The 24343-nt window shown below is 68.7% G+C and carries 21 protein-coding genes; 10 read left to right on the top strand and 11 right to left on the bottom strand.

Features of this window, described 5'->3' with window-relative positions:
• The first annotated feature begins 165 nt into the window (after positions 1–165).
• The 7 genes from ABZ909_RS00930 to ABZ909_RS00900 all read left to right on the top strand — a co-directional run bounded on the left by ABZ909_RS00930 (position 166) and on the right by ABZ909_RS00900 (position 8817).
• Positions 166–1218: a 3-oxoacyl-[acyl-carrier-protein] synthase III C-terminal domain-containing protein gene (locus tag ABZ909_RS00930; protein WP_354836108.1), complete on the top strand. Its 1053-nt coding sequence runs from the start codon at positions 166–168 to the stop codon at positions 1216–1218.
• Between the two features lie 9 nt (positions 1219–1227).
• On the top strand, positions 1228–2139 hold the full coding sequence (locus ABZ909_RS00925; RefSeq protein WP_356995540.1) for a hypothetical protein: 912 nt from the start codon (positions 1228–1230) through the stop codon (positions 2137–2139).
• Positions 2136–3956 carry a fatty acid CoA ligase family protein gene (locus tag ABZ909_RS00920; protein ID WP_356995539.1) on the top strand — a complete coding sequence of 607 codons (1821 nt, stop codon included), beginning with the start codon at positions 2136–2138 and terminating at the stop codon, positions 3954–3956. Before ABZ909_RS00925 ends, ABZ909_RS00920 begins: the two co-directional genes overlap by 4 nt.
• Positions 3953–4222 carry a hypothetical protein gene (locus tag ABZ909_RS00915; RefSeq protein ID WP_356995538.1) on the top strand — a complete coding sequence of 90 codons (270 nt, stop codon included), beginning with the start codon at positions 3953–3955 and terminating at the stop codon, positions 4220–4222. Before ABZ909_RS00920 ends, ABZ909_RS00915 begins: the two co-directional genes overlap by 4 nt.
• 88 nt (positions 4223–4310) lie before the next feature.
• A complete protein-coding gene (locus tag ABZ909_RS00910) occupies positions 4311–5351 on the top strand; it encodes an NAD-dependent epimerase/dehydratase family protein (RefSeq protein WP_356995537.1) in 1041 nt (346 codons plus the stop codon).
• A 14-nt stretch (positions 5352–5365) separates the two neighbouring features.
• A complete protein-coding gene (locus tag ABZ909_RS00905) occupies positions 5366–6571 on the top strand; it encodes a peptide synthetase (protein ID WP_356995536.1) in 1206 nt (401 codons plus the stop codon).
• A 107-nt stretch (positions 6572–6678) separates the two neighbouring features.
• Positions 6679–8817 carry an MMPL family transporter gene (locus ABZ909_RS00900; RefSeq protein WP_356995897.1) on the top strand — a complete coding sequence of 713 codons (2139 nt, stop codon included), beginning with the start codon at positions 6679–6681 and terminating at the stop codon, positions 8815–8817.
• Here ABZ909_RS00900 and ABZ909_RS00895 read toward each other — a convergent pair.
• The 3 genes from ABZ909_RS00895 to ABZ909_RS00885 are packed head-to-tail and all read right to left on the bottom strand — an operon-like array spanning position 8763 to position 10698.
• The gene (locus tag ABZ909_RS00895) at positions 8763–9572 is read right to left on the bottom strand and encodes an alpha/beta hydrolase (protein ID WP_356995535.1); all 810 of its coding nucleotides are present in this window, start codon (positions 9570–9572) and stop codon (positions 8763–8765) included. The two genes, ABZ909_RS00900 and ABZ909_RS00895, sit on opposite strands and share 55 nt — an antisense overlap.
• Positions 9572–10117 carry a dihydrofolate reductase family protein gene (locus ABZ909_RS00890; protein ID WP_356995534.1) on the bottom strand — a complete coding sequence of 182 codons (546 nt, stop codon included), beginning with the start codon at positions 10115–10117 and terminating at the stop codon, positions 9572–9574. The genes ABZ909_RS00895 and ABZ909_RS00890 overlap by 1 nt, the downstream gene beginning before the upstream one ends.
• Positions 10114–10698: a dihydrofolate reductase family protein gene (locus ABZ909_RS00885; RefSeq protein ID WP_356995533.1), complete on the bottom strand. Its 585-nt coding sequence runs from the start codon at positions 10696–10698 to the stop codon at positions 10114–10116. The genes ABZ909_RS00890 and ABZ909_RS00885 overlap by 4 nt, the downstream gene beginning before the upstream one ends.
• Positions 10699–10797: 99 nt before the next feature.
• On the opposite strand from ABZ909_RS00885, the gene ABZ909_RS00880 reads away from it, so the two are divergent.
• Positions 10798–11955: an alpha/beta fold hydrolase gene (locus ABZ909_RS00880; RefSeq protein ID WP_356995532.1), complete on the top strand. Its 1158-nt coding sequence runs from the start codon at positions 10798–10800 to the stop codon at positions 11953–11955.
• Positions 11956–12171: 216 nt separating this feature from the next.
• Here ABZ909_RS00880 and ABZ909_RS00875 read toward each other — a convergent pair whose 3' ends face one another.
• From ABZ909_RS00875 to rsmI, 3 genes are all read right to left on the bottom strand, one after another.
• On the bottom strand, positions 12172–13416 hold the full coding sequence (locus tag ABZ909_RS00875) for a cytochrome P450 (RefSeq protein WP_356995531.1): 1245 nt from the start codon (positions 13414–13416) through the stop codon (positions 12172–12174).
• 101 nt (positions 13417–13517) lie between these two features.
• Positions 13518–14291 (bottom strand): type II CAAX endopeptidase family protein, encoded by a 774-nt coding sequence (locus tag ABZ909_RS00870; RefSeq protein WP_356995530.1) that lies wholly within the window; start codon positions 14289–14291, stop codon positions 13518–13520.
• Between the two features lie 119 nt (positions 14292–14410).
• Entirely contained in the window at positions 14411–15265 is an 855-nt protein-coding gene (gene rsmI, locus ABZ909_RS00865) for a 16S rRNA (cytidine(1402)-2'-O)-methyltransferase (RefSeq protein WP_356995529.1), read from the bottom strand.
• 136 nt (positions 15266–15401) lie between these two features.
• Between rsmI and ABZ909_RS00860 the strand changes: the two genes are divergently transcribed.
• A complete protein-coding gene (locus ABZ909_RS00860) occupies positions 15402–17000 on the top strand; it encodes a phospholipid carrier-dependent glycosyltransferase (RefSeq protein WP_356995896.1) in 1599 nt (532 codons plus the stop codon).
• 12 nt (positions 17001–17012) lie between these two features.
• Here the strand turns inward: ABZ909_RS00860 and ABZ909_RS00855 are convergent, their stop codons facing one another.
• Positions 17013–17387 carry a GntR family transcriptional regulator gene (locus tag ABZ909_RS00855; RefSeq protein WP_356995528.1) on the bottom strand — a complete coding sequence of 125 codons (375 nt, stop codon included), beginning with the start codon at positions 17385–17387 and terminating at the stop codon, positions 17013–17015.
• Positions 17388–17394: 7 nt separating this feature from the next.
• Positions 17395–18624, bottom strand: a complete 1230-nt coding sequence (arcA, locus tag ABZ909_RS00850) for an arginine deiminase (RefSeq protein ID WP_356995527.1) — start codon at positions 18622–18624, stop codon at positions 17395–17397.
• A gap of 111 nt (positions 18625–18735) precedes the next feature.
• Between arcA and soxR the strand changes: the two genes are divergently transcribed.
• The gene (soxR, locus tag ABZ909_RS00845; protein ID WP_356995526.1) at positions 18736–19242 is read left to right on the top strand and encodes a redox-sensitive transcriptional activator SoxR; all 507 of its coding nucleotides are present in this window, start codon (positions 18736–18738) and stop codon (positions 19240–19242) included.
• Here soxR and ABZ909_RS00840 read toward each other — a convergent pair whose 3' ends face one another.
• The 3 genes from ABZ909_RS00840 to ABZ909_RS00830 form a co-directional block, all read right to left on the bottom strand.
• Positions 19243–20091, bottom strand: a complete 849-nt coding sequence (locus ABZ909_RS00840) for an SDR family oxidoreductase (protein WP_356995525.1) — start codon at positions 20089–20091, stop codon at positions 19243–19245. It lies immediately after the preceding gene.
• Positions 20092–20300: 209 nt separating this feature from the next.
• Positions 20301–22124, bottom strand: a complete 1824-nt coding sequence (locus ABZ909_RS00835; protein WP_356995895.1) for a sensor domain-containing phosphodiesterase — start codon at positions 22122–22124, stop codon at positions 20301–20303.
• 69 nt (positions 22125–22193) lie between these two features.
• Positions 22194–24341 (bottom strand): Rv1355c family protein, encoded by a 2148-nt coding sequence (locus ABZ909_RS00830; RefSeq protein ID WP_356995524.1) that lies wholly within the window; start codon positions 24339–24341, stop codon positions 22194–22196.
• Between the last annotated feature and the right edge of the window lie 2 nt (positions 24342–24343).

The raw sequence follows: 24343 nt of genomic DNA, 5'->3' as shown, positions 1-24343 counted from the left end.
ACGTAACACTAAGCGTACGTTCACGTTTCGTCTGAGACAGCCATCTGGAACGCTCCAGTTCCCCAAGATAGTTACTCTCGGGTAGCCTCAGTTCATCCGAGCTTGACGATCACACATTTCACTCTCTTCCACGAGGTTTCAGCCTCCCAGTTCCAGGAGTCCCCTGTGCCGCAATCTCGATTCGAGTCCATCGGCGCCTATCTGCCCGAGAAGCGTGTCACCACAGCCGAACTGCTTTCGCAATTGAAGGAGGTCCCGGAGTTCGATCTCGAACGAATCACGGGCGTCAAGGAACGCCGTTTCCGCGACACCCGCCCGGAGACGCTCGAGGACTCCTTCGCCCTGGCCATGAAGGCCGTCGAGGACTGTCTGTCCAGGTCATCCTATGCCGCAGGCGATCTCGACATCATCATCTCGACCTCCATCACGCGCAGTAAGGAGGGCACCAAGATGTACATGGAGCCGTCCTTCGCCGGTGCCATCGGCCGCGCCATCGGCGCTCGCGAGGATGTCATCGCCTTCGATCTCTCGAATGCCTGCGCGGGCATGATGAGTGGCGTCTACATTCTCGACCGAATGATTCGCAGTGGCGCGGTGAAACGCGGCATCGTGGTCAGCGGCGAGGCCATTACGCCCATTGCCGAAACGGCCGTGAACGAGATTTCCAGTAAATACGATCTGCAATTCGCGTCGCTGACTGTCGGCGATTCCGGTGCGGCCGTGGTGCTCGACGAAGCCGTGGACGACAACGACAAGATCCACTACATCGAGCTCACCACCGCCTCGGAGTTCTCGCACCTGTGCCTGGGCATGCCCAGCGACAAGTCCAATGGCGTGGCGCTCTACACCGACAACCGGAAGATGCACAACGAGGCGCGGTTCCTGCTGTGGACCGACACCCAGCGCAACTTCATGGAGGCGAACGGAATCACCTTCGCCGACGAGGGTTTCGACTACATCATCCACCACCAGTTCGGCGCGGCCGCGATTCCGTTCATGAACGCCATCGCCGAGCGCGAGTTCGGCCACCCGATGCCGCCGGACCTGAATGTCATCGAGAAGTACGGAAACACCTCCAGCACTTCGCATTTCATCGTGCTGCACGATCAGCTCAGCCAGCAGAACCTGGCGGCCGGGTCGAAGATCCTGATGATTCCGGCGGCCTCCGGCGTCGTCGGCGGCTTCCTGTCCACCACCATCTCGTCGCTGAAGGTCTGAGGTACTGCCATGGGTGTGCGCATCAAGTCCACCGGAATCAGCCGGGACGCCGACACTTTCAGCATCGTCGAGCTCAGCGGCCGGGCCGCGCGGCGGGCTATGGAGAGCGCGGGCATCGAGCCCGGGCAGGTCGGGGTCATGATCAACGCGGGCATCTTCCGCGACAACAATACCGTCGAGCCTGCCGTGTCGGCCCTCATCCAGAAGGCCGCGGGCATCGGACTCGACTACGTGAAGGAGGACCCGCGGTCGTTCTCCTTCGACCTCATGAACGCCGGCACCAGCGTGCTCAATGCCGTGCAGGTGGCGCAGGCGGTGCTGGCCACCGGAAGCGCCGAGCACGTGCTGGTGGTGTCGGGCGACACCCACCCGTCGCTGACGCGTTCCGCCGCCGACGACGAATTCCCCTACGCCACCGCGGGTGCGGCGCTGCTGCTGGAGCAGACCGGCGAGCCCGAGGGCTTCGGCCGGGTGCACACCCGCGCCGCCGCAGGCGCTCCGGGCCTGGAGTCCTACGTGGATACCGAGACCATGGGCGATCGTGGCCGCGGCATCATGACGGTCGAGCGCGAACCCGACTATCTGGACCGGCTGCTGGCCACCGCCGCCGAGGCCGCGCGCGCCGCGCTGTCGGACAGTGCGGTCGACGAGACCACCACGGCCCTCATCGCCGCCACCCCGAGCGCCGAATTCCCGGCCCGCCTGGCCGCCGAACTCGGCATCGCCGCGGACGCGGTGTTCACCCCGGACCTGACCGACGGTGACCCGCACACGGCCGCGCTCACCCTGGCGTATCACGCGGCTGCCCAGGCGGATTCGCTGGCCGGCTACCGCGATGTGCTGTTCGTAGCGGCCGGTGCAGGCCCCTCGGCCGCCGCGGTCGTCTACCGGCTCCCGGCCCTCGCCGGAGCCGCGGCGTGACCACCGCGACCTATTGGCAGGCCATCGACCGCTTCCGAGCGGTGGTGGCCGCCGATCCGGACCGTGAGGCGGTGATCTACCCCGCGGGGAAGACCGCCTCCGGCCTCCCGGACTACCGCAACCTCACCTACCGTGAGCTCGACGAGTGGTCCGACACCATCGGCCTGCACCTGGCGGCGGCGGGCGTGGGCCGCGGCACCCGCACCATCGTGCTGGTGCTGCCCAGCCCGGAGCTGTACGCGATCATGCTGGGGCTGTTGAAGATCGGCGCGGTGCCCGTGGTCATCGATCCGGGCATGGGCGTGCGCAAGATGCTCAACTGCCTGCGCGCCGCCGACGCCGAGGCGTTCATCGGCATTCCGCAGGCGCACGCGGCGCGAGTGCTGTTCGGCAAGTACTTCCGGAACGTGCGGGTGACTCTCACCGTAGGCCCGCGCTGGTTCTGGGGCGGCCCGACCCTGCGCAGCTGGGGCGCCCCGGTGACGGCGGGCCGGCTCGGCAACCGGTTCCGCACCGACGGCGCGGCCGGTCCGGTCAGCGCGAAAGTCGCGGCGCGACTGGAGGAACTGCTGGCCACCGTCGCCGAGCGGCGGTCCGCCGGCGAGCACCGGGCCCCGTTCGACGCCTTCACCCTGCGCGAGCGGGTGCCGGCGCCGGCGGACGAGGTGCTGCTCATCGCCTACACCACCGGCAGCACCGGGCCCGCCAAGGCCGTGGAGATGACGCACGGCAATCTCAGCGCCATGGTCGAGCAGGTGCACGCAGCGCGCGGCCGGGTGGAGCCGGGCACCTCGCTGATCACCCTGCCGCTGGTCGGCATTCTCGACATGCTGCTCGGATCACGGTGCGTACTACCGCCTTTGGTGCCGAGCAAGGTCGGCTCCACCGATCCGGCGCACGTGGTCGACGCCCTCAACCGGTTCGGCGTGAAGACCATGTTCGCCTCCCCGGCCGTGCTGATTCCGCTGCTGCGGCACCTGGAAACGCACAAGACGCCGGTGCCGACCCTGCACAGCATCTACTCCGGCGGCGCGCCCGTCCCGGACTGGTGCATCGCCGGGCTGCGGCAGGTGCTGGCCGAGGACGCCGAGGTGTACGCCGGGTACGGCTCCACCGAGGCACTGCCCATGTCCACCATCGAATCCCGCGAACTGCTGGGCGGTCTGGCGGAGCGCGCGCATCTGGGCGACGGCACCTGTGTCGGGCGGCCCGCCGAGGGCGTGCGGGCGCGGCTGGTCGCCATCACCGACGATCCCATCCCGACCTGGGCGCAGGCCGAGGCCCGCGAATCCGAGCTGGTCGCCACCCGTGGCATCGGCGAGCTGGTGGTGTCGGGACCGAATGTGAGCACCCGGTACTACTGGCCGGAGTCGGCGAATCTGGCGGGCAAGATCCACGAGGACGACACGGTGTGGCATCGCACCGGCGACCTGGCCTGGATCGACGGCGAGGACCGGATCTGGTTCTGCGGCCGCAAGAGTCAGCGCGTGCACACCGCCGCCGGCCCCATGTTCTCGGTGCAGGTGGAGCAGGTCTTCAACACGCTGCCCGGGGTCGTCCGCACCGCGCTGGTCGGCGTGGGCGTGCGCGGCGCGCAGCTGCCGGTGCTCTGCGTGGAGGCCGCGCCCGGCACGGACACCGCCGCACTGACGGCGCAGTTGCGGCAGCGTGCCGGCGAATTCGATGTCACCGCACCGGTTTCCACGTTCCTGTTCCATCCGAAGTTCCCGGTCGATATCCGACACAATGCCAAGATCGGCCGCGAACAACTCGCGGTCTGGGCGGCGGAGCAGCTCGGGAAGGACGACGGACGATGAAGGTGACTGTGCTGCGGGCGATTCCGGTACTGGGATGGCTCTATCTGGCCCTGGGGCTGCTGCTGGCGGCGGGCGATCGCGCCCCCGCCAACCGGCTGCTGCGGGCGGCGTTCTGGATCGACGCCTTCCTCAGCATCGTGGTGCACGCGGCCCAGATCCCGGCCGCGCTGAAGGCGACCGCGGGCACCGAGCACTCGCCGGTCAAGACCGCGGCCATGACCCAGATCTTCGGAATCACCTGGTGGAAGACACAGGAGGCCGCGTGAACGGGTCAGGCGCGGAGGAGTCGCTCCACCACTCAGCGCTTGCCTGCGTAACCACGCAGCGCCCCCGATCATGCGGAGAGGATAGAGCGTGAAGGCACTGGTAACGGGGGCGTCCGGGTTCCTCGGCGGGGCGATCGTGCGCCGCCTTCTCCGGGACGGCGGCTTCGAGGTGGCCATCCTGGCCCGGCCCACCAGCAATCTGCGTGACCTGTACGAGGTCATCGACGAGGTCGAGATCATCACCGGCGATCTCACCGATCAGATGTCGCTCGAACGCGCCACCAAGGGCGTGGACGTGGTGTTCCACAGCGCGGCACGGGTCGACGACCGCGGCACCCGGGCGCAGTTCGTGGCCGAGAACGTCACGGCCACCGAGAATCTGCTGCGCGCCGCCAAGCGCAATGGGGCCTCGCGGTTCGTGTTCATCTCCAGCCCCAGCGCGCTCATGGACCGCGACGGCGGCGATCAGGTGGACATCGACGAATCGGTGCCGTACCCGAGCCGCTACCTGAACGTGTACTCGGAGACCAAGGCCGCGGCCGAACGTGCCGTGTTGGCTTCCAACACGACCGAATTCACGGCCTGCGCGCTGCGGCCCCGCGCCATCTGGGGCGCCGGCGACCGGTCCGGGCCGATCGTGCGGCTGCTCGGGCGGGCGGCCGCGGGCACGCTGCCGGACCTGTCCTACGGCGAGCAGGTGATGGCCTCGTTGTGCCATGTGCAGAACATCGCGGAGGCGGCCGTCCTGGCGGCCCGCTCCGAGCAGGTCGGCGGCAAGGCGTATTTCATCGCCGACGCCGAGCAGACCGACGTGTGGGGCTTCCTCGGCGAGGTGGCCACCGGCCTCGGTTATCCGAAGCCGACCCGGCAGCCGAATCCGCGGGTGCTCTCCGCCGCGGTGGCCACCATCGAAACCGTCTGGCGCCTGCCGTTCGTCGCCACCCGGTGGTCACCGCCGCTGACGCGGTACGTGGTGGCGCTGATGACCCGCACCGCCACCTACGACACCTCCGCCGCCACCCGGGATTTCGGCTACCAGCCGGTCGTGGACCGCGAGACCGGGCTGACCGAGTTCCTGGCCTGGCTCGAAACCCAGGGCGGCATCGTGGCATTGACCGAGAAGATCTAGGCAGGGGTACACACATGTTCCGCCGTCCCATCTCCCCCACCGAGCTCATCTACTTCCCGATGCGGGATCTGGCCCCGCCGTTCCTGATGCAGCTGGTGGTGGAGGGCGAGGGCAGCATCGATCCGGAGGCGCTGCGGCGCGCGGTCGCCACCGCCGCGGACGCCAATCCGGGTGCGCGGCTGATCCGCGACGGCAAGCAGTGGGTGGACAGCGGGGTCGCGCCGAGCGTGCGGGTGGTGGACCACGCGCTGGAATACCCGGCGCTGGAGGCGGATCCGGTGCTCACCAGCCCGATCGGGCCGACCCCGGACGCCACCGTGGAAGTGCTGCTGCTCACGGCCGACGTACCCGAGGGCAAGAAGGTGCCGACCACCCTGGTGTTCCGGGTCTTCCACGGCGTCATGGACGGCATGGGCATGGTCATGTGGGCCACCGATGTGCTGCGGGTGCTGCGCGGTGAGGAACCCGTCGGTGCGCCCGATCCGATCGCCGACGCCGAACTGGTGCGCAAGGTCGGCGCGCCCGGGCGGCCCACGCTCATGCTGCCACGCTTCCGCTCGGCGATCGGGCCTGGGCGGCAGGACCCGGGCGAACACCGGCACCTGTTGCGCACCCGCACCATTCACGCGACCGGGCCGGGCGCGCTCATGCGGGTGGCGGCGCTGCTGGCCGAGGAGGGCGGGCCGATCTCGCGCATCATGATCCCGGTCGACATCCGCCGCCACGACCCGGCACTGCGGTCCACCGCGAACCTCGCGCTGCCGCTGTTCCTGGACGTGCGGCCGGGCATGGACTGGACGCAGCTCAACGAGATCAAGCGCGCGGGCCTGAAGGAGAACCGCGAGCTCAACCAGATGGACAACGGCGGCCTGAAATACCTGCCGCAGGCGGCGGGGCGCGGACTGCTGCGCGCGCTGAATCTGCTCGGCTCGCGCACCGGCCGGAACCTGGCCTCCGCCACCGTCTCCCATATGGGCCGCTACGACCTCGACGCACTGGCGGTCCCCGGGTTCGCCCCCACCGCCATCAAGGTCATGCCGCAGCACAGTGTCGCCATGCCGCTGCTCATCGGCATGACCGAGTGCGGCGGACGCACCGAACTCACCGTCTCGGCCCGCAGCGGACGCGGCATCCCCGAACGCCTGGACGCCCTGCTGGACCGCATCGTCCGAACGCTGGAATCCGAACTGACGCCGACCAATTCGCCCACGGCACCCTGACCCGGCTGATCCAATCCGGCGTTCCCGAGCCCCCGCCCTCCCAGAGATCGGAGTTCATCTTGACCGGCGACGAGAAGCTCAGCGGTGGCGGCGAATCGGGTCGATTCATTGCCGCGTGGGCGCGGGTGGTGGTGCGGCGGCCGAAGACCGTCCTCGTGGCGGCGGTGTTGTTCACGCTGGCCTGTGGGCTGTTCGCGGCGGGGCTGCAGCAGCGGGTGAGTTCGGCCGGATTCGTGGTGCCGGACGGTGAATCGGCCGCGGTGGACAGCTGGGTCACACAGCGGCTGGGGCCGCAGAATCCGGACGTGATCGCCATCTACACCGCGCCCGAGGGGCAGTCGCTCGCCGATATCGGGCAGAGAGTGACGGCGGCGGTGGGAACGATCGATCCGGCGCTGCTGGATCGGCCGGTCGAAACCTATTGGAACAGCCCGCGATCACAGTATCTGCGCTCCTCGGACGGGCGACAGGCGGTGGCCGTCGTGTTCTCGGCCGGCAAGGACGATCAGCGGGTCGCGGAGTATCCGAAAATCGCGGCGGCACTGCGAGTTCCGGGGCTCGCCACCGAGCTGACCGGGTACAGCGCGCTCGCCGACACCATCAGCGCGCAGTCCCGCCACGATCTGGTGCTGGCCGAATCCATTTCGATCCCGCTCACCGCCATCGTGCTGGTGCTGGTGTTCGGCGGGGTGGTGGCGGCTTCGCTGCCCGTCCTGATCGGCACGCTCGCGGTGGTGGGCGCGCTGGGGGCGGTCGGCATCATCGCCCGGATGACCGAGGTCAGCGTCTTCGCCATGAACGTGGTGTCGCTGCTGGGGCTCGGATTGGCCATCGACTACGGGCTTTTCATCGTCGGGCGGTTCCGGGAGGAGCTCGGGCAGGGCCGCTCGGTCGAGGAGGCCGTCACCCGTACCCTGCAGACCGCCGGGCGCACGGTGTTGTTCTCAGCGCTCCTGCTCATGTGCGCGTTCGCGGGGACCTTCGTGTTCCCGCTGGCGGTGCTGCGGTCACTGGGCTTCGGAGCCATCGCGGCGGTGGGGCTGGCGGCCGCGCTGTCGGTGACGGCGCTGCCCGCGATTCTCGCCCTGCTGGGGCCGCGGATCGGCAAGTGGAGCTGGCGGGCCGACGCCTTCGAGCGCTCCGAGGAACGGGCGCAACGGTTCTGGGGCCGGGTGGTCACCGCAGTCATGCGGCGGCCGGGTGCGGTCGCCATCGCGGTGGGCGCGATCCTGCTGGTGCTGGCCGCGCCGCTGAGCGGGGTCCGGCTCGGCGATGTCGACCACACCGCGCTGCCCGCCGGCAATGAAACCCGGGTCGCCGTCGAGGAATTGACCGCGCACTTCCCGGCCGCGAACAGCGGCGCGACCATTCTGGTGCGCGAAACCGACGGCAGCGCACCGACTCCGGCGTCCATCAGCCGGGCGCTGCGGGAGATCAGCGGCGTGCCGGGCGTGCGGCAGGCCATGACCCTGGACTCCCGCGACGACACCACCGTCATCCACGCCGCACTGGCGGCGCCGGACCGCTCGCCGAAGGCCCAGGACGTCGTGCGCGACCTGCGTGACCTGCGTCTGGACGGACTCGACCTGCGGATCGGCGGCGAGAGCGCCAGCACCGTCGACAGCATCACGGCCGTCCTGGACCGGCTGCCGCTCATGATCGTGGTCATGGTCGCGGTCACCCTGCTCATGCTGGCCCTGGCCTTCCGGTCGATCGTCCTGCCGCTCAAGGCCGTGCTGATGGCCTTCCTGAGCCTGACGGCCACCTTCGGCGTGCTGACCTGGATCTTCGATCAGGGTCATCTGGCCGGTGCGCTGCACGTCAGCGTCGGGCCGCTGTCGGCGGGCATGATGGTCCTGATCATCGCCGTGGTCTTCGGCCTCTCCACCGACTACGAGGTGTTCCTGCTGTCCCGCATGGTCGAGGCGCACAATGCGGGCGCGGACACCGAGGAGTCGGTACGCGTCGGCACCGTCCAGACTGCCCGCGTGATCACCGCCGCCGCAACGCTGCTCGTGCTCATCACCGGGGCGTTCACGCTCTCCCCCCTCACGCCCATGCGCTTCCTCGGCCTGGGCATGGTGATCGCCCTGGTCATCGACGCCACCCTGGTGCGCATGCTGCTGGTTCCGGCCCTGGTCAAGCTGATGGGGCCCGCCAACTGGTGGGCCCCGGGCAATCGGAGAAGGGTTCAGCCGAAGAATTCGATCAGCGCGGGTGCCAGCACGGGCGCCTTGACCAGGTGAGTCTGGCCGGGCAAGACCCGGTGCGAGGCACCCGGAATCGCCTGGGCCAGTGCGGCATTGGCATTGCGCATCCAGGCGGGGCTCTTGCTGCCGGCGATCACGGTGACCGGCAGGTCGAGCCCGGCCCAGCGATCGGCCGGAAGCTTACGGCCCCGTTGGAACGCCTGGACGTACTGGATGTCATACGCCATGGTCGGCGCCACCGTCTTGAGGTGACTCCAGCCCGGGAAGAGCGGGAACGCGGCCACCATGAGGGCGGGCAGATGCACGCCCGCTCGCATGAAGTACTTGACCGCATCACCGTTCTTGCCCTGGGCCAACAGGGAATTCAGATGCTCGACATAGTCGGCCGGGGCCGGCGGACGGGTATTGTCGTCGATCACGAACGGCACCTCGTAGAGCGCGACCTTGCGCACCGTGCGGCCGCTGCGCAGGTAGTCCAGCACCAGGCCGCCGCCCGACGAGATGGCATACAGCATCACCGGTCCCGCGGCCAGGTCGATGACCGCGTCGAGATCCTCGAATTCGCGCTCGATGTCGGCCGGCAGGTTGTCGCCGCTCTCACCCCGGCCGCGCCGGTCGTAGGTGTAGACGGTGTAGCGGCTCGAAAGCGCCTCGGCGAGCGACTTGTTGGGGCCGAACTCCTGGGCGGCGAGCGCGCCGTCGATGAGCACGACCGCCGGGCCCGAACCGTATCGGGTGTACGCGATCGAGGTGCCGTCCTTGGAGTCGACGAAGCCTTTGGTGGGTTCCATCAGATGTCCTTGGTGTAAGTCAGGGATTGGATTCCGCTGCCGAAAGTGGTTGCGGCGGCGAGCCGTAAGGGGAGCCGGGGGCCGTTCTCGGGGAACATCCGGTCACCCGAGCCCACCACGAGGGGGTGCAGCATGAGGACGAGATCGTCCAGCAGCCCGTACTCGAGCAGCGTCCGCACCAGGGTGATGCTGCCGTGCACGGCGATTGCCATGCCCGGCTTTTCCTTGAGCTCGGTGAGCTCCTCGACGAGCCGGTCGGGGGACAGCACGGTCGTGTACTTCCACTCCGGATCACGCAGCGTCGATGACACCACGAGTCTCGGCGTCAGGTTGAACCAGTCGGCCATCTCTCCTTCCCGGTCCGGCCAGGCGGCGGCGAAGATGTCGTAGGTCTTGCGGCCCAGCAGCAGGGTGTCGGCGGCGCGCAGGCCCGCCATCACCGCTTCCTCGGTCGCGTCGTCGTGGTACGGAAAGTGCCAGTTCTCCGGAGCCTCCACCACGCCGTCGAGGGAGAGGTAGACATTGGCGGTGACGCGGCGGCTCATGCCGTGGCTTCCTGCCGGGTGTAGACCAGGTTCACCACACCGCAGTCCAGGGAACGGCAGTCGGTCAGGGTGAAAGTGGCCGGCATCTGGTCCAGGGTGAAGAATCGCGCGCCCGGACCGCCCAGGATCAGCGGAAACACCAGCAGGTGCAGCTCGTCGAGCAGGTTCTCGGCGATCAGGTAGCGCACCAGGGTGCCGCTGCCGCCGATGCCGATGTGCTGGTGCCGTTCCTTGAGCGCGCCGATCTCCTTGGCCAGGTTGTCGCGCAGGATGGTGGTGTTGGCCCAGTCGGTGGTCTCCAGCGTCGTGGACACCACGTACTTGGACATGGCGTTGACGGCGTCGAAGTACGGGCCGGACTGGCTGGTGAAGAAGGGTTTCAGGCCCTCATAGGTGGTGCGACCCAGGAGCATGGCGTCATTGCCCGCCATGATTGCGCCCACGGCCTGCTGCACCTCGGCGTCGTTGAAATACGGCCCGGTGTGCGGATCGGTCGGTGAGATCGACGGGGCGAGACCGGTCCAGCCGCTCTCGGTCACGCCGTCCAGTGAAAGGTACTGCCCTGCAACAATTTTTCCCATGCGTCTACGGTCGCAGTTTCGGAAAGCCCATGGAATTGCCGGGTTCGCAAGACAGTGATGCTCCTGCGGAATGAATGCGGGGCGGGCATACTCGGGCGCATGGTCGAGCCGCTACCGCAGACCCCCGAGGGCGTGGAACTCCGCCACCTGCGGGCCTTCGTCGCGGTCGCCGAGGAATTGAACTTCGGCCGGGCGGCGCAGCGGCTCTACGTCACCCAGCCCGCGCTCAGCCGGACCATCCGGTCATTGGAAAAGCTGGTTGGCTGCGATCTCTTCCATCGCAATACCCGCAGCGTGGGCCTCACTCCCGCGGGCACGGCGCTGCTGGATCGAACCCGTGACGTGCTCGCCGACCTGGACAGCGCCCTGACGGCGGCCCGCGCGGCGGGCGGCGAGCTCTCGGCCCGCATGGACCGGCTGTGGAATCCGGTGGAGGAGACCTTCAACGGCGATCTGGCGCCGATGCGATCGGCCTTCGAACTCATGCACGCGGAGTTCCCCATACCCGAGGGGGTCACGCTGGAACCGGTCAACACGGGAGGCGTGCCCGGGATCCAGCTCGTGCCCACCGACGACACGGAGTCGACGGCGATCTACGTGCACGGCGGCGGCTTCATGATGGGCTCGGCCTACGGTTACCGCAGCATGGCGGGCGCGGTCGCGCAAGCCGGGCACACCCGGGTGCTGGTCCCGGAATACCGCCTCGCCCCGGAACATCCGTTCCCCGCGGCCCTCGACGATGTGCTCACCGCCTACCGGTGGCTGCTGACCCACGGACGGCAGCCGGAACAGATTGCGCTGGTGGGCGATTCGACCGGGGGCATGCTGGTCCTCGCGATGCTGGCTCGGGCACGCGACGCCGGGCTGCCCATGCCGAGCGCGACCGTCCTGATCTGTCCCGCCGTCGACTTCTATGCCCCGGAAGACGACCCGCCGGCGGATGTGGAACAGCACATGCGGTTTCAGAACGCCTACCTGGCGGGACGCCCGGCCAGCGATCCCGAGGCCAATCCGATGTGCGCGGATCTCACCGGTCTGCCGCCCACCCTGGTGCAGTCGAGTGAGTTCGACGGGTTGGGACGCAATACCCATCGACTCGTCGCGCGGCTACGCACGGCCGAAGTCGCGGTCCGGCACGACAGCTTCGCCGTCGAGGGGCACTGCTTCCAGATCTACTGGTCGTTTCACCCGGAGGCGGCCGAGGCCGTCCAGCAGATCGGGGACTTTCTGCAGAAACCGAGTCCCGCCACGTCCTGACGCTCCGGTGACGCAGCTGCGTGGCGCGAATCCCGCTCGCGGACACGCAGCTGCGTTTCCGAGGGCCGCCGATGTTCGCCATTGAACTCGGCGCACCCGCGAACCGAGCCGGACCCGCCGCCGGCGGAAACCGATTCGGCCCGTGCGCGTCGGCCCGCGGAGATGGGCGCACAACCCCCTTCATCGTGCGCACATCTCGACGGGCCGACGCCCGGTTCAGGGACGAAGCCGCACCGGCAGGGCGGTGAGACCCCGCACGATCAGGGATTTGCGCCAGACCAGCTCCGCCCCGGCGGCCAATTCCAGATCCGGGTAGGTCGCCAGCAGACGGCTCAGCGCGATCCCGCCCTCCATGCGCGCCAAGGCCGCGCCGACACAGCGGTGGACGCCGTGGCCGAAGGCGAGATGGTTCTTGTCGGTACGGTCCAGATCCACGCGGTGCGGATCGGCGAAGCGGGCCGGGTCGCGGTCGGCGGCCGCCATGGACACCAGAAGGCGCTGACCGGCGGGGATTTCGACGCCGCCCAGGGTGACCGGGACGGTGGTGTAGCGGAAGGTGGCCTCGCTCGCCGGCGACTCGTAGCGCAGAACCTCCTCCACGAAATCCGGTACCCGATCGGGTGTTTCGGCCAGTGCGGTCCGGACATCCTTGTCCGTCAGCAGGATCGCGACCGCGTTCGAGATGAGGTTCACGGTGGTCTCGAAACCCGCGACCAGCAGCAGGAACACCATGCTGATCAGCTCACGGTGCGAGAGCCGGTCGCCGTCCTCGCTGACCGAGATGAGTTCGGAGAGCAGGTCATCGGAGGGTTCGTCGCGCTTGGCGTGGATGAGTCGATCGATGTAGGCGAGGAACTGCTGCACCGCGGCCCCGCGGGCCTCGACGGTCTCGTCATTGGAGACCAGGGTGGTGGACCAGGCGCGGAAGTCGTCGCGATCCGCCTGGGGCACACCGAGCAGTTCGCAGATGACCAGCATGGGCAGCGGGAAGGCGTAGCGGTCCAGCAGATCCTGATCGGCGGCGGCAGCGGCGGCCAGATCGGCGAGCAGCGCATCGGCCAATTCGGTGATGCGCGCCGCCAATTCACGCACGGCACGGCTGCTGAACGCCCGGTTCACCAGGGTGCGCAGGCGGGTGTGCTCCGGCGGGTCGTAGAAGAGCATCATGTCGCCGAACATGGCGCCGGCCGCCTGAGCACCCGCGCCATCACCCGCCAGTGCCGTCCGCGCGCCCTCGGATTTGAGGGCCTTGCTGATCGCGGGGTTCAGGAAGGCCGCCTTGGCCGCCTCGTAGTCGGTGATCAGCCAACCGGTGCCGCCGTCCGGGAAACGCACGAAATGCGCGGGCCCGCGCGCACGCAACAGGTCGTATGCGGCGTGTGGGTGCTGATAGAAGTCATCGGTCAGCACGAACGGCTCGATTGCCAATTCGCCTGCCGAGACATCGGTTTCGTGCACCATGATCGGGCACTCTAACAGTGGCCGGGTTGACCGGTCCCGCCATCGGCCGCCCCGGCCGCTGCATACACTCACAGTGCACAAATCTCGGCCGCGCCTGCCGCTCACCCGGTCACGCGGACACCCGCTCCCCGGCGCGAAATCCACACGGCCGCACCGACGATAAGCGCTGCTGCGGCGTAGTAGTACAGCTGTGGCACGCCCAGCGTGTCATCCCCCATCACCAGGTACAGCGCCACATTGATCAGCCAGTGCCCGACGGTGCCGATCACAACCCGCTGCGAGTAACTGCCGACCGCGAGAAACCCCAGCACACCGGCGAATCCGAGGACCGCCGCCAGAAATGCCGCCGCCACCGCGGGTCCCGCCGCGAATGCCTGCACATGCCACACCGCCCAGACCACCCCGGTGATCCCGATCGCCATCGGCCGGGCATACCGCGACTCCAGCACCGGCTGCAGGAATCCGCGCCACCCCGCCTCCTCCCCCGCCGCCCCGACCAGCTGGAGCAGCACGAACACCGCGAAGGGCACCCCGCCCACCGCAACCGGACCGTGCAGCTTCATCGAGTCGGAGGCCATCGCGGCGGTCGACAGGCCGATGACCGCACACGAAACCACCACCGCCACGCCATGTCCGCGCACCACGTCCCACGACACCGACGCGGGCAGCAGGGCGGCCAGGCGTTGCCGCCACACCAGGGCCACGATCCCCACCCCCACCGCGGGCCCGAATTGCGTCAGCGACAGCGCCGCCGGGTCGATCCCCGAATTCGCCTGCACCGCAAGCAGAACTCCGGACGCCAGAAACGCCAGCACCACGTAGGCGCCGACCATCGCACCGATACTTCCCGACCGCCGCACCTCATCCGAGATCACCCCGCGATGGTCGCACCGCAAGCCTGGACGGTCCTCACCCCCGAGAGTGATTCCCGCACCGCGATATCGGACTCGAGAGCCAGTCCCGAGCCCTGCCCGGCTACCCGAACCCTGCCCGGCTACTCGGCGGCCCGCGCGGCGAGCACCGCGTCGTAGAGTTCGCGACGGGAGGCCCCCGTGGCCGCGGAGACCTCGGCACAAGCGTCCTTGAGCCGCAGCCCGGAGCCGATCAGCGCCTCCACCTGGCCGACCAGGTCGGCGGGCTCGGCGGAAACCGGTTGCGCGCCTTCGAGAACCACGGTGATCTCACCCCGCGCGCCCTCGACCGCCCATGCGGCCAGCTCGGCCAGCGTGCCGCGCACGACCTCCTCGTAGGTCTTGGTGAGCTCGCGGCACACCGCGGCGCGGCGCTCCGGGCCGAGCACCTCGACCGCATCGGCCAGGCAGTCGGCCAGGCGGTGCGGGGCCTCGAAGAACACGACGGCCCGCGGCTCCGCGGTGAGGGTGCGCAGCCACTCCCTGCGCTGGCCGGACTTGCGGGGCGGGAAGCCGTCGAAACAGAACCGCTCCACCGGGAGGCCGGACAGCGCGAGCGCGGTGGTCACCGCGGACGGGCCCGGCAGACAGGTGATCGGGAGGCCGCGTTCCACGCAGGCCGCCACCATCCGATAGCCCGGATCGCTCACCGAGGGCATCCCGGCATCGGTGACGAGCAGTACGGTACGGCCGGACTCGATCTCCTCGAGCAGCATCGGGATCCGCGCAGTCTCCACATGGTCGTAGAAGCTCACCACCCGGCCGGTGATCTCGATATTCAAAGCCTTGGCCAGTGCACGCGTCCGCCGCGTGTCCTCAGCGGCCACCACCTCGGCGGTCGCCAGCCCGTCGCGCAGTCGCTGCGAGGCATCCCCGATATCACCCATGGGAGTGGCCGCCAAGACCAGCCGTCCGCCGGCACTCGGCTCCGCGCTCATGGTGCTCCTACTCCTCGAAGGGTCCGCCAACTCGCCCCCGACTCTATCGATGCGATCGACCGGCGCCGCGCACCTCCATCCTCACCGCAGCGGGACTCGGGGGCGGGTACCGCTTACGATCGACGGCGTGACCCAGGTGACCGACGTGCGACCGGCAGCGGTGGGGGCGGAGACGGCGGCGCTGTCGAGTCCGGCTCCGCTGGTGCCCTCACCCGATTTCGGGCCCACGGATTGGGCTCGGGGGTGGGTGGTCACGCTGTTCCTCACAGCCGTCGCCGCCGTCACCCGGTTCCTGTTCCTCAACTATCCGACCGATCTGCACACGCCCGTCTTCGACGAGAAGCACTACGCGCCGCAGGGCTGGCAGGTACTCACCGGTGGCGGCGTGGAGGACAACCCCGGCTACGGGCTGGTGGTACACCCGCCGGTGGGCAAGCAGATGATCGCGCTGGGCGAGGCCATCTTCGGCTACTCCCCGTGGGGGTGGCGGTTCACCGCTGCCGTCTCCGGAACGCTGATCGTGCTGCTGGTGATCCGCATCGTCCGGCGCATGACCCGATCCACGCTGATCGGCGCGTTCGCGGGCATTCTGCTCATCTGCGACGGACTCACCTTCGTGTCCTCCCGCATCGGCATGCTCGACATCTTCCAAGCCCTGTTCGTGACGGCGGCTTTCGGCTGCCTGGTGGTGGACCGCGACGACATCCGGGCGCGCATTGCGCTGGTGGCCGCGCAGGGCCGCATCGACGACAGCGCATACGGGCCGCGATTCGGGGTGCGCTGGTGGCGCTTCGGCGCGGGTGTCCTGCTCGGGCTGGCCTGCGGCACCAAATGGTCCGGCGCGTACTGGATCATCGGTTTCGTCGCGCTGTCACTGGCCTTCGATCTCTCGGCCCGCCGCGGCTACCGGGTGAAGCGGCCGTGGGCGGGGGTGGCCAGGCGCGATCTCGGACCCACCGTCTACGCGCTCGCCGTCATCCCGGTGTTCGTGTACCTGGCCTCCTTCTGGGGCTGGTTCGCCAACGAGACCAGCTACGACCGGTACGCGGTCGGGGTGAAGGTCGGACGCGGCGGCGACTTCTCCTGGGTGCCGAGCGCGCTGCGCGGGCTCTGGTACTACGGCGGCGAGGTGCTCACCTTCCACTCGCAGCTGACCAATTCCGCCGGCAATCACCATCCCTGGGAATCCAAGCCGTGGACCTGGCCCATGGGCCTGCGGCCGATGCTCTACTACTACGCCGACACCAATGTCACCGGCTGCGGCCAGCCCGCCTGTGTGAAGGCCGTGATGGCGATCGGCACCCCCGCGCTGTGGTGGGTGGCCTTCCCCGTGCTGGCGTGGGCGCTGTGGCGGAGCGCGGTGCGCCGCGACTGGCGCTACGCGGCAGTCCTGGTCGGCTACGGTGCGGGCATCCTGCCCTGGTTCCTGGACCTCGACCGGCAGATGTACTACTTCTACGCGGTGCCGCTGGCCCCGTTCCTGGCCATGGGTGTGGCGCTGGCGCTCGGCGACATCCTCGGCCACGCCCCACCCAGCGGGCGACGGCTGTCGGGAGCCCCTGGCTGGCAACACTTCACACCACTCAGTGAGCGGCAAGGCCTGGGCCTGTTGCTGGTCAGTCTCTACCTGGCCCTGGTCATCGCCAATTTCATCTGGCTCTGGCCGATCCTGACCGCCATGCCCATCACCCCGGGCAACTGGCACGACCACCTCTGGCTCCCGAGCTGGCGATGAGAGCCCGAAGGGTCAACTGACCGTGGGAGTTTCGCCGAGCGCCGCGTACAGATAACGCACTGCGGCAGCGTCGTCGAGACCGAGTCGACGGATCACCGCGACATATTCGGTGGCGGCGCGGCCGGCCAGGTCGCGGGTGGGGTCGCCGGAGGAGGCGACGAAAGAGCCCAGGCGGCCACGGGTTTCGAGGACGCCGTCCTGCTCCAGCTCCCGGTAGGCGCGGGCCACCGTGTTCGGGGCCAGCTTCAGCGTCGCCGCCAGTGCCCGGACGGTGGGAATCTTGGTCCCGGCGGCCAGTTCGCCGGAGCGCACCCGGGCGATGATGCCCTGGCGCAGCTGCTCGTACGGCGGGACCGTCGAGTGGTGGTCGACCGGGATGTCCAGCATGGCTTCATCACACCTCGTCACGCGACAACGGGCAGGACAGGCAGCGCGGACCGCCACGGCCGGAACCCAATTCGGAGCCGGGGATGCGCAGCACCTCGATTCCGGCGTCTTCGAGCCGCGCATTGGTGTTCTCGTTGCGTTCGTAGGCGACCACCACGCCGGGGGCCAGGGCGAGAGTGTTGTTGCCGTCGTCCCACTGCTCCCGCTCGGCCGTGACGCCGTCCAGACCGGTGTCGACCACCCGCAGCTTGCCGATGCCCATGGCCTCGGCGGCCACACGCAGGAAGGGATCCGGGCCGGAGATGCTCACCCCGTGCCCCTCTTGCTTGCGAATGGTGAAGGCGCACAACTCATCCTGGATGGCCGGGTACATGACCACCGCGTCGACGTCCACCATGGTGCAGACGGTGTCGAGATGCATGGTCGCACGGGTCTGGGCGATCGGCACCACGAGCACGGTGCGCGCCAGATCGTCCTCGAACAGGCTGCGCGCCAAGGCTTCCGCTCCCGCCGCCGTGGTGCGCTCGCCCACCCCGACCGCCACCACGCCCGGCGCGAGCAGCAGCACGTCGCCACCCTCGATCGGCGCGGTGTGCGATTCGTAGGCCCGTCGCACGCCCAGGAAGCGGGGATGGAAGGCGTAAATCAGGTCGGTGAGCGAGGTTTCGCGGGCGCGGGCCGGCAGCGCCAGCGAGGTGATGGCCACCCGCGGCCCGATCCAGAAGGAGGAGTCCCGGGTGAACAGCAGATTGGGCAGCGGGTCGATGACGAAGTCGTGCCCGTGGTGCATGCGCCGCACCAGCGAGGTGGCGTCCGCGCCGAAGGGCAGCTCGTCGAATGTCATGCCGGACATCAGGATCTGCGCCAGTTCCGGCGCGGGCACCCCGCGCAGGTGGGCGGCCAGCTCGTCGGCGAGTACGTGCCCGAGTCGCCGCGCGTCCACCGCGCCCGAGATGCCCTGTATCCGCGCGGCGCCGCTGACCTGGATGGTCTCGGTCAGCACATCGGCCAGCAGCAGCACCTCCACGCCACGCCCGCGCAACACCTCGGCGAAGGTGTCGTGTTCCTGCTGGGCGCGCTCCACCCAGGGAATCGCGTCGAACAGCAACTGGTCGTTGTTGCGCGGAGTGAGCCGGCGCAGCTCGTCGCCCGGCCGGTGTAACAGCACCGTGCGCAGCGCGCCGACCTCCGAGGTCACGGAAAACGGTCGCGCCGTGGGTGCGGCCTTTGTTCCCATGACACGACGGTAGTTCCCCGTGGCACGGTTGGCATGCAATTCGCGCCTCGAGTCGCACCCTGGGAGAACCCAGGAGTCGCACCGGCCAAAAACCTGGAGTAATGTTCAGGTATGCAGACCGCGTCGTGGCAGGCCAAGGAGCTGACCCCCGGTCAGCTCGCCCAGCGAGCCGGAGTTTCGGTGTCCGCCTTGCATTTCTACGAACGAGAGGGCCTGATCACGGCCCGCCGCACCGGCGGGAATCAGCGCCGCTACCCCCGGGAAACCCTGCGCCGGGTGGCGTTCATCCGCATCTCACAGCGGGTCGGCATTCCGCTGGCCGAGATCCGCCGCGCCCTCGACAACCTCCCCGACGGCCGTAACCCCTCCCGCCGCGACTGGGAAACCCTCTCCACCACCTGGCGCGCCGACCTCGACGACCGCATCGAACAGCTGATCCGGCTGCGCGACAACCTCACCGGCTGCATCGGCTGCGGCTGCCTCTCGCTGGGCGTCTGCAAGATCTTCAATGCCCACGACCACCTCGGCGACGAGGGCCCCGGCGCGCGCGTGCTGGACACCCACGCCGCCGAGAACTGCACCAAGGCCGTCTGCGCCCCCGCGCTCGACCAGGCGTGACTACTTGCGCGGCAGGAACGAGGTGAACAGGTCGTTGGCGCGGCGCATGGCGAACTCGTAGGGCCAGGCGAACTTGCGGGACCACCAGTAGCCGAACCGAATGTCGAACTGGGTATGGATCAGGTAGGTGCCCTTCTCGACACCGCGCAGGATCGCCTCGGCCACCTGGTCGGGAGACTTGGCGTGGTGACGGAAGCGCTTGATCCAGGCCTGGATTCGCGGGTCGTCGCGATCCACGCCGACAATGTCCACGGTCTGCACCAGCGGCGTGTCGACCGCGCCGGGCACCACCAGGTGGACGTCGATGTGGTGGCGCGCCAAATCGAAGCGCAGCACCTCCGACACGCCGCGCAGACCGAACTTACTGGCGCTGTAGGCGGCGTGCCAGGGGAAAGCGAGCAGACCGGCGGCCGAGGACACATTGACCAGCGCGCCACCGCGTTTCGCCTCGATCATGGGCGGCACGAAGTTCTCGATGACGTGAATGGGACCCATGAGGTTCACATCCACCATGCGTTTCCAGTGGCGATGTTCCAGGTTCTCCACCGTCCCCCAGGTGGAGATGCCGGCGATGTTCATCAGCACGTCCAGCGAGCCGAGCTCCTCGTGGACCTTCTCCGCGAAGGCGGTGACAGCCCCGTATTCGCTGATGTCGAGGGCGCTGGCGACCTCGACGATGCCGCCGGCGGAACGGATGGTTTCGACGGTCGCGTCCAGCCCTTCGGCATTGACGTCGGTGAGCACCAGCCGTGCGCCCTTGCGGGCCGCCGCCAGTGCCGTCGCCCGGCCGATGCCGCTCGCCGCGCCGGTAATCAAAGTCTTCTTGCCCCTCAGGCTACGATCACGCACGTCGATCCATCCCTCATTTCGACAGCCCTGTCAGACCGCACGCTACTACGCGAACAATTCTGTTCGCGAGTTGGGCGAGTACCCGTTACGCCCCTATTTTCCTGGGCGCGCGCACCCCGGTCCGGGATTGCGCGCGCGGCGCGGGGACGTTAGGGAGTCGTGCCCATCCGGACCGCCGGACCGTGACCCCCGGACCGCCGGACCGCGAGTCAGGACGCCCCCGGCAGCACCGACCGACTGGTCCCGGGCAGGTCCAGATCCAGCGCGATCCGCCCCGCCGCCAGATGCTCCTCGACCTCCCCGCCCGGCATGGGCCGCGCGATCAGGAACCCCTGCGCGCGGTAGCAGCCCAGCGCCACCAGCGTGCGCGCCGCCACGGTGGTCTCGACGCCCTCGCCGACCACCCCGAGACCGAACGAACCCGCCAGTCCAACAATCGATTTCACGATCGCCAGATCATCCGCGCTGGCGCCCAGCCGCTGTACGAAACCCCGGTCGATCTTCACCGCGTCCACCGGCAGCGCCTTGAGGTGCGACAGCGAGGAATACCCCGTCCCGAAGTCGTCGATGGCGATCTGCACGCCCATCCGCTTCAACCCGCGCAGGGTCACCTGCGTGCGCGCAAGATCCTGCACCACAACATGTTCGGTGATCTCCAGGCACACCGACGACCCGTCGATGCCGTACCGCCGCAGGATCCCCTCGATGGTCTCCACGAAATCCAGCGAAACCAGCTGCACCGGAGACACATTGATCCGGATCACCACATTCGACGCCAGCCCGCGCCGCCGCCACTGCGCGAACTGCTCGGCGGCCGTGCGAATCACCCAGCGGCCCAGCTCCCCCGCCAGATTGGTGGCCTCCGCGACACCCACGAACGCACCGGGCGGCAGCAGCCCGCGCGTCGGATGCTGCCAGCGCACCAGGGCCTCCAGCGCGACCACCCGGCCGGTCCGCAGATCCACCTCGGGCTGATAGTGCAGCACCAGCGAACCGTCGGCCACCGCGCCGCGCAGATTCAGCTCCACGTCGTCCTGCAGCTCGAACTGCGCGCGCATGGCATCGGTGAACACCGCGACCCCGTTGCCGCCGCTCGACTTGGCCGACAGCAGCGCGTGATCCGCACGCCGCAGCACATCGGCGACCGTGGTCTCACCCGGAATACCGAGCGCCACCCCGACGCTGGCGCCCCGGCTCACGGTCTCCTCGCCGACGGTCACCCGCCGCGCGACGAGCTGCTGAATTCGGCTCGCCTCACGCTCGGCCGCCGCCGCGTCCATCGGCTTGGCGGGCACGATCACAAACTCGTCGCCACCCAGCCGGGCGATCACGTCACCCGGATCCAAATTCTCGCGCAAGCGCGTGGCCAGCGTCCGGATGAAATTGTCCCCGGCCGTGTGGCCGAGAAAGTCGTTGAGCGCCTTCAGCCGATCCAGATCCAGGAAGAACGCCGCGACCGGCCCCGGACTGCCGGGTCTGAGCCGATCCTCCATGTGCTCCAGCAACGCCCGCCGGTTCGCCAACCCGGTCAGATCGTCGTGCATGGCGATATAGCGGAGCCGCTCCTCGGCCTCCACGCGTGCCTGCAACTGGGCGAACAACGCGGCGATCGCCTTGAGCACATTGACTTCCCGGGTGCTCCAGTCACGATCGCCGACCTTGATGAAACCGAGCAGACCCGTAGACACGTCACGCGACACCAGCGGCACCGCGGCGGCGGACACCTGTGAGTACCCGGTCGATTCCAGGATGAACTGCTGATAGTCGGGAAACTCGCCGCTGTCCCGCAGCACCATGGGCTCGGTGGCGTGCTCGAACTGCGCGAACACCGAATTGGTCTGGTCGAAGTAGGCCACCCGCAACGGGTCCGGGTCGACGGCCACCGGCCGGGGCGGCCATTCCGCGATCAGGATCGAGGCCCGCTGCTTCTGGTCGGTGAAGCGCAGAAAACTGAAATCGACATCGAAATGCTCGACCAGCCAGGACAGCACCCGCTCACTCGCCGACGCCATGGTCGTGGCGTCGACCGCCATCAACTCGGAGGCGACCTGGGTCACCAGTGAGTCGAGTGTTCGCCGAGGCACCGTCATTCTCCGATCACGCTAACCGCGGGTTTCCGCGCCCGGTACCGGAAGTCGCCTGCTTCGAACCGTGGGCGCCACCGCATAGCTGAGGCGAAGCACCACCGCCATTGTCTCGTTGTCAGGCACTCCCAACAGGCCCAGGAAGCGGCCCTGAACTGACGTTAGTGTATCGGCGAACTCCGGGGAAACCCTATCCACGTCCTCGGGGCGTCGCACGTAGAGGAAAGCCGGCGAGACCGGCTGGACCGCGAGACCGTGCCGTTCGGCCTCGATCCATACCCGCTGAACGGCCTCCCCTGCCCGTGCGTAGGCGACCAATTCGGCCGTGTCGTCCGGCACCGGCGCGGGGAAGGTCACGGCCACCACGGCCGAGCTGGTCCGGATCCGGCCGCGGGAAGACTCACCCAGCGCGAAACCGCCCTCCCAGGCGCGCACCAGCTCCATGACGTCGGCCCGGCGGGCGATCTCGAGCTTGGCCAATTCGTCGTCGGCGAGGTCCAGGGTGCGCAGGTCCATGCCGGTCCGCGCGTCGTCACCTGGCCACCGCAGTTCGGACAGCATCTCCCGATGCAACCGGGGAGTCAGATATCGGACCCGGTCGGACTCGCCGAGCAGCAGGGCGAGGCGCTCGATATCGGCGGGATCGGTCACGGAGCGCAGCACGACACCGGCATCCGCGGCGACGGTGGACAGGGCTTCCAGCGCCGGTGCGGGCATCGGCGCACCGCTGCCGAAGTGCCGATTGGTTCGGCGCGCGAGCAGGGCCGGGTAGTCGCGGGCCAGCACCGGATCGGTGTTCGTTCCCGGTCGCAGTACCGCCTGGAACTGTCCCGGGCCGTCGATGCGGAACTCGCTGTTGCCGAGAATGCCGAGTGCGGCGGCCGCGGCCTTGGCGTTGTACAGCGCCGCACCCACCGCCATCGCGCTGCCGCGGTAGGCGATGTCCACGATCGACGAGCGTTCGGGCGCAAGGGAAATCGTGACGGACCCGGCATCGACGCCGAGGGTCCACGGCTGCGCATTGCCCACCGAGGGCGCGCGCTGGGCGCAGAACAGGACGGCTGCGATCCCGGATTCCGGGCTGGGCTCCTCGGGCGGCGGCTCGGCCCAGACCAGATCTTCGAACGGGTCCGGTTCGGCGAGCTCGTCGAGGCTGCGCTCCAGGTCCAGCCGGGTCCGGCCGGACGGCAGTTTCAGGCCCAGGCCGAGACGGCGCACCGCGGTCGCGATGCTGGAACCGCCGTGCAGCACCTCCGAGCCGAGTTGCGGCCAGCTGTTGAGACTTTCGCCCAGTTCGACCATGCTGGCCGCGCCCCGGCTGGACAGGTTGCGGCCGTCCAGGATTCGAATGAGGTACGGGGCTTTCTCCCGAGGGGTCAGCCCGCGCAGTTGGGCGGTGCCGATATCGCCGATCAGCCCGTGGAACGGTGGCCGTTCCGGCTCCAGGTCGAACCGTTCCACATCGAGCAGGCCACGGTCGCTGGTCTGCATGAGCAGGGGCATCCGGCGACTACGGGCGCCCTCACGCAGCGCGAGTTTGATGTCGAAGGAGTCGCATTCGTCGACGACGATCGACAGATCCGTGAGGAAGGCCTCGAGGTTTTCGTCGGTCACGCCCTCCTGCCACACCTCCACCGGCAGGTACGGATCGAGCTCGGCGATCCGCCGGGCGGTGACCACCGCCTTGTTCTCGCCGATATCGAACAGGGTGCCGGGGAGGCGATTCAGATTGATCAGTTCGACGGCGTCGAAGTCGGCGAGCCGCAGCCGGCCACAGATACCTTCCAACGCAAGGGTGTACGCCACCGCGTGGCCGACGCTCTGCCCGACCACGCCGACGGACAGGGCGCCGAGTCGCTCCTGTTCGGCGTAGGTGAGATTGTTGCGGTTGCGATCGAGACGGACGATCCGCAGCAGTTGCGGGCCGGGCAGGCCGAGGACGATGTTCCGCCACGGATAAAAGACCCAGCGATCGAATTCCGATCCTTCGGACAATTCCGGTGGGGCGACCAGGGATTCGAATTCGGCACGCAGCAAATCGCGCAAATCGGAAAATTCGACCGTCGAATCGGCACGCAATGCAGTGAGCCGAGCGGCATCCTGAGGATTCGATTCATCGAAAAATAGCGGACGGTATTCACCGGCCGCGGGTAGATCTGCGGCCATCG

It is taken from the genome of Nocardia sp. NPDC046763, from assembly GCF_040645495.1.
Taxonomy (GTDB): Bacteria; Actinomycetota; Actinomycetes; order Mycobacteriales; family Mycobacteriaceae; genus Nocardia.
The sequence above is the reverse complement of the archived record's forward strand: the minus strand, read 5'-3'. Positions and strand labels throughout refer to the sequence as shown.